Origin of the sequence: Chryseobacterium sp. IT-36CA2, from assembly GCF_949767875.1 — a bacterium.
Classification (GTDB): Bacteria; Bacteroidota; Bacteroidia; order Flavobacteriales; family Weeksellaceae; genus Chryseobacterium.
Genome location: NZ_CATKPG010000005.1, coordinates 1 through 5295 on the forward strand (window position 1 = coordinate 1; position 5295 = coordinate 5295).

Genomic DNA, 5295 nt, shown 5'->3' on the forward strand with positions numbered 1-5295 from the left:
TATTCTACAATTTCCTTAGTATAAAGATTTTTCCGAAAAGCAGGAAGTGAGTTATCTGCTTTTTTCTTTTGTACATATTGCATAGAAGACTGAGGTGCATATAAGATCAAATGCTGAGAATAGAGTCTAAAAAAATCATATTCAAGGAGCTTGGACCAGCGCAATAATATTTCCGTATCTAAAGACGGTGAAGAATACATTTCGAGCACTTCTTTTTCTGTACAATTTAAAAAATTACATATACGGCTTATATCTATCTGATTTTTGCTCACACTAATTTTAAGGAGTGATCCAATATTCAGGTTTCTCAGATTCATAGATTTTGATTATGTGTGGTTTATTTCTAAAACCAACTGATTAATAATTACTTATTCTCCCGTTTTGTTAGAGAAAGCAACAAGACTAAATTTTAACGAGGGAACAAAAAAATCTGCTTGCCGCTATATCATTCTCATTAGTAAACTGTCGCATTGTGAATGCGTCAGTTATCATCATTGTATTTAGTGTATATAATGATTTAAGGAATGCATGGAGTTGTACTCCTGAATAAATTCCCTGCTGCATCCAGGCAGGCATAAGCATTCTGTGTACCTTTTAGCTGATCGAGCCGTATTTTTCCTGATATATCGCTTACTGTAAGAGCATTTTTTCTATTAGTATCTGAATCTCCTATAGCTACTTGAAAGATGGGGGGATTTATATCATTTATATCCGCGTTCGGATAATTATATTTTCCAATGATTAACTGTGAACTTCCATCAGCAATAAGATTAGATCCAATACATGTTGAATACAGGCCATTAGAAACATTTTGTGTTCCTATTGTTACTGATTCAACATTACTACTTATATTTGAATCTCCAAAGCTAACACTACTATTTTTTATTATATTATTAGTTCCGAAAATAAAAGAAAGACTAGTATCTGTTTTATTTCCTGTTCCTCCAACAAAAGAGTAATGTGCCTTAGAAAGGGTATTATTATCACCCATTGTCAATGCGCTGGTGGATTGATCTATACTATTACTCTCACCAATTGCCATACTATTTACACTTCCAACACCTTGTATTAAGTTGTTCTGGCCCAAAGCTATGTTATCGGGTCTTATGATTAGATTGGATGTGCCTATTGATAAAGAAGTCCCACTCATTGGTTTAATACCGTTGAGCACATCATTATGTGGGGTTCCAATATTGCCGCTACCCGTAATATTCAGAGGGACGTAAGGTTTGGGATTGTTTATACTTACATTTCCCATATGATAAATATCTTGAGTATTTGAACTAGCAGGATAAGATGTAGAGACAGATATCCACGGTTCAGCGTTCAATTTCGTCCAATTATGACTTTTTTTATCATAATAGAAATAACCTGTAGAAATTAAATTCATTGTTTTAATACCCTGTAAAGTTACTGGTTGTGTAACATACACAATTGCTCCGTCAAGATTATCTGTGTATAAAGCATCTTTTGCTTTAAGTTCATCACCTATTAATCTTGGGGCAATAATGCCGTCTTTTTTAGTAAGGTCAGCAGGGGCAGCCATTACATCCAGGGTCGCTTTAGGAACTGCGGTATAAACGCCGGTTTGTCCCAGCGAATATTGTGTAAGCAGCAGGCCTAATAATAAAATAATTTGTTTCATCTATGCGTGTTTATTTTTAGAATCTTATTTAAACAATATAAATCCTTTGTATTTAAAAATGCCGAATGATAGCATCAGTTTTAATCTAGTTTGTTTAGGATCAATCTGTATTTTGTAGTAATTACAACCTATGTGGTTTTTATGGTGTACAAGGTGTTGAGCTTCTGAAAAGATTACCATTAGTATCTATGCAGGCATATGCATTTCCAATGCCTTTCAGTTGATTAATCTGTACTACGCCATTCTTATAGATGGTAAGTGCATTTTTTCTATTGTTGGAATCCCCTATACCTACCTGAAGAATCGGATCTGTAGGCACCCAAGCAATAGGACTAGAGGTAGAAGAAGTAAATTCATTAAATTTTCCTATTACAGTTTCTAAAAAAGTTTTAGCGATAAGATCCGATCCGATAGTTGTAGAAACATGCCCTTGAGTGCTATTTCGGGTACCAAATGAAGTAGCATAAGAAATTGAGCCAGCACCGCCAATAGTATTAGCATTTCCAAAAATAGTAGAATATGGTGCGTTTGTATTTACAATATTATCTGCGCCCTGAACAAATGAAATATTTGAGTTCACCTTATTTCGTATTCCATTTACAAAAGAATAGTTTGCAGGAGAGGCAATTTCATTATTATCCCCAACAGCCATGGAAGTGGTGGTATTGCTTAAAATATTACTTCCACCTATCACTATACTTCGTGCACTCTTGATGGTATTGGAGACTCCAAAAGCAACACTATTGGTTCCGGGAACTAAATTGGTTGATCCTACTGCCATTGAATTTACCCCTATCGGAGAAACTCCGCTTGCTTCATCAGCATGTGGAGTTCCGAACCGTACTGCACCGCGAACATCCAAAGCAGCAACAGGTTTTATAGTAAGAATACCCACTTTTCCCATTTGATAGATATTTTCATTATTTAAAGTTGCAGGGAAGTTTGTTTGGGAGGATTTCCATGGTTCAATACTCATCTTCATCCAAAGATTTCCATCATAAAAATAGCAGCCTGTTTCTTTTACATTAATCGTTTTTGGGGTAGTTACCGCACTTACAGCAGTTACATATACCATTGCCCCTGTTTGATCAGTTGTGTATAAAGCATCTTTTGTTTTAAGTTCATCACCTGTTAATCTTGGAACAATTAAACCATCTGCTTTGGTAAGATCAGAAGGTGAAGACATGACATCTAATGTTGCTTTGGGAGTTGCTGTGTTAATTCCTATTTGTCCAAATGAGTATTGTCCCAATAATAAAATAGGTAATAAGATTGTTTTTTTCATCTAAAATAGTGTTTATGTAATTGTAAAATAAAAATCGGTTTAGAGATTTTCGTTTTGCAAAAATAATTACAAAATACTACGGTAAGAAAATGTTTTATCAGTGTTTTTCTGCATTTTCCGGATGCTAACAATACAACAAAACCTTGTTAATCAATATATTATTTATTTTTTCTCATTTATTTGTGCACTGATATTTTCGATGAATACAGAAGGTAAAATACCTGTTATTTTCTTAAAAGTTTTAGAAAAACTTTCTGCAGATGAGAACCCTGAAGCTTCAGCAAGGGCACTTATTTTATATTTTCTTAGTAAGGGATCAGTAAGTATCTTTTTTGAAATATAGTCAACACGTAATTCGTTGAGATAGGCTTTAAAGTTTTTTTGCCTGTGTTTGTTAATTACTTCTGACAAATATCTGGTATTGGTTTTAAAATCAGTTGCAATTGATGATAAGCTTACACTCGGATCTGTGTATTTTTCAGATTTTTCAAAATTTTCCAAGTGTTTTAGGATCTGTAATTCTGTATCCTTATGTATTTCGGTAATATAGGAAGCTTTGGGTATTGTCTTTGCAGCAGTTTCCTCATCGCTTTGTTCTTTCGATTTATTTTCTAATGTTTTGATATAATTCTGGAAATAAATTTTTTCATTTTTCCTCTTTCTCCGATAATAAAAAAGCAAGAAACCAATAAATATTATTGAAAATGAAATGGTGAAATAGGTTACATTTCTACTAAAAATGCTTTTCTTTGATTCATTTACAACCTCTTCTTCTATCATCTGAAAAGATTTTTCAATCGCTTTTCGCTCTTCATTTGATAGCTTATTTTTTAAGGTAGAATATATTTCATTATACTTTATATAATTTTTAAAATCACTAATAGCTTTATAATTTTGAGAAAGATATCCATACAATTCCACCTTTGTAGAATTTAGATCCGAATCTATTGATCTTTCTACGCTTTTAAGGGTATCGATGGCTCTCTGATACTGTTTCCTGCGACTATAAATAAGGGACAGTTTTATTGCGGATGTTCCTTTAGCATATGAACTCATATAGGTTCCTTTGGAGATGGGTGCTACTTTATTTAAATAATATTCAGCAGAATCCAGTTCATTTTTTTTAATATAATTATCCCCCAGGCCGACATAAGCTACGGCATATCGTAACTTTACGCCCGACCATTTTGCTTTACACTGAGATAGCATATTTAAGGCATTATGATTATATATGACAGCAGAGTCATATTTTTTCTCTACAGCCAGATTCATGGCATATTCTTCTAGAAAACATGCTTTTACCCATACTCTCATATCTTTATCACTAATTTTTTCTGCATCCAAAATCCCAGAACGTAGTAAATTTTTAGCTTTAGTATAGAGTTTCATAGCTCTGTATTGGGTAGCTAACAATCCTGATGTCCGAGCTATTAATTCATAATTTGAAGTATTCAATGCAAAAATATTAGCCTGTTTTGCATGCTGTAATGCCTCTTCTTGCTGCCCAGCATCTGTATAACATTGGCTGATATACAAATGTAAATCTGCTAAGCCTCTGTTGTCACCCTGCAGTTTTGGTAAAAATCTATTGGCAATTATCATAGCGGAATCTGGTTTAGAATATACTTTTTCAATTTGCTTGTATATTTCTTTTAATTCTTTTTCAGAATGTTGGGCATATATAAGAGGTATTCCTATTGCTAAGAATATCAAAAAAAATATCTTATTCATGAGGGTAAAAGATGATTTAAAAGTTTAGATTTTGACCGTTCTTAAGTAAACGCTATTTAAAGTTTATTTTAAAGATAATTAATTTTATATTCTATATTAATATAAGTCTGCGCAAAAGGCTCTCGATATGATATAATATTATTAAATTATTAATAGAATTATTGTCATTTTTCATCAGTGTTGTGTATTTAAAAATTTCGAGTTAAAATTATAACAAAATATAATTCTGGCATAAAAAATATCTACAAAATCACACAATTAATGACTTTAAAAATTTACTATTTCTTGACGAAATTCACTTCATAATTAGAAATAAAAAAGACTTCATTTCTGAAGTCTATAGGATTTTACTTGGAATCTAATAACATTGCTTATTTAAATAAATCTCTTTTTCCAGCCAGCAATAGTATTTCTGCTTATTTTAAAATATCGGGCAACCTCACTGTTGCTATAATTATGTTCCTTTTGGTAATCAAGTATCTTCAGGATAGATTCCTCATCAAAAGAATGAAGTTTTTGATTAAATACAAAAGCATCTTCATCTTCTTTACCCACAAGCATCTTACTACAGTTCATCACATCAAGTAAGGAAAAGTCTTTTCTAGAGAATATAATTTTAAATTCTTCTTTTTTC

5 protein-coding genes are annotated in these 5295 nt (G+C 32.3%); all 5 read right to left on the minus strand.

What is annotated here, in order from left to right; translation table 11 throughout:
* Positions 1-317: transposase (locus tag ACM6F9_RS00775; protein ID WP_414843975.1), on the minus strand; the 317-nt coding region annotated here is incomplete at its 3' end.
* Between the two features lie 200 nt (positions 318-517).
* A complete protein-coding gene (locus ACM6F9_RS00780; protein WP_414843976.1) occupies positions 518-1645 on the minus strand; it encodes a hypothetical protein in 1128 nt (375 codons plus the stop codon).
* A gap of 139 nt (positions 1646-1784) precedes the next feature.
* On the minus strand, positions 1785-2930 hold the full coding sequence (locus ACM6F9_RS00785; protein WP_414843977.1) for a hypothetical protein: 1146 nt from the start codon (positions 2928-2930) through the stop codon (positions 1785-1787).
* A 162-nt stretch (positions 2931-3092) separates the two neighbouring features.
* On the minus strand, positions 3093-4661 hold the full coding sequence (locus ACM6F9_RS00790; protein ID WP_414843978.1) for a helix-turn-helix domain-containing protein: 1569 nt from the start codon (positions 4659-4661) through the stop codon (positions 3093-3095).
* 375 nt (positions 4662-5036) lie between these two features.
* Positions 5037-5295: helix-turn-helix domain-containing protein (locus ACM6F9_RS00795; RefSeq protein WP_414843979.1), on the minus strand; the 259-nt coding region annotated here is incomplete at its 5' end.